This is a genomic window from Luedemannella helvata, from assembly GCF_039528415.1.
GTDB classification, from domain to species: domain Bacteria; phylum Actinomycetota; class Actinomycetes; order Mycobacteriales; family Micromonosporaceae; genus Luedemannella; species Luedemannella helvata.
Genome location: NZ_BAAALS010000132.1, coordinates 1 through 578, shown reverse-complemented (window position 1 = coordinate 578; position 578 = coordinate 1). Strand labels below are relative to the sequence as shown.

The 578-nt window shown below is 63.5% G+C and carries 1 protein-coding gene and 1 pseudogene; both read left to right on the top strand.

Translation table 11 applies throughout. The annotated features are described in order from the left end of the window. Window positions 1-235: pseudogene (locus ABD191_RS29105) on the top strand (LCP family protein); the annotation flags it as partial. A 42-nt stretch (window positions 236-277) separates the two neighbouring features. Next, window positions 278-578: hypothetical protein (locus tag ABD191_RS29100; protein ID WP_425560908.1), on the top strand; the 301-nt coding region annotated here is incomplete at its 3' end.

Sequence of the window (578 nt, the reverse complement as noted above, 5' to 3'; positions counted from 1 at the left end):
CCTCGACCTGGGCAAGGTGCCGATCGAGGACTGGCTGTTCTCCTTCAAGCACCTCAGCGAGAAGGACGTCGTCATGATCAAGACCAACGGCGGCGACTGGGCCAGCGAGACGATCAACGGGCTGTCCTACCAGGTGCTCAACGACGACAGCATGGACCTGCTCAAGGCCGTACACGAGGACAAGGTGTACGAGTTCCTGTCGCAGCATCCGAGCTGGATCGCGAAGGCCAAGTAACTCGTGACGCAATCGCCCGCGTCGTCGCGACCGAGTTCCACTGTGTATGGATCGCCGGTCAAGGGTGACGACCAGGACGACCTGCCCCCGGCGTCCGACGACGAACCCGGCACCGGGAAGAACGGGAAGAAGAAGCGTCGCCGGTTCCTGCCCACCGACCCCGGCTGGGCGAAGGTCCTCCTGATCATCGGCATGGTGCTGGTTGTCGTCAGCTCCATCAGCGGCGGCATCGTCGTGGTGGGCCGCGTCCTGGTGTACTACGCCACGAGCGACATCAAGCAGGAGGATCTGATCCCGGACGAGATCCGGGCGGCGGGCAAGAACATCGACGGCGAGCTGAACA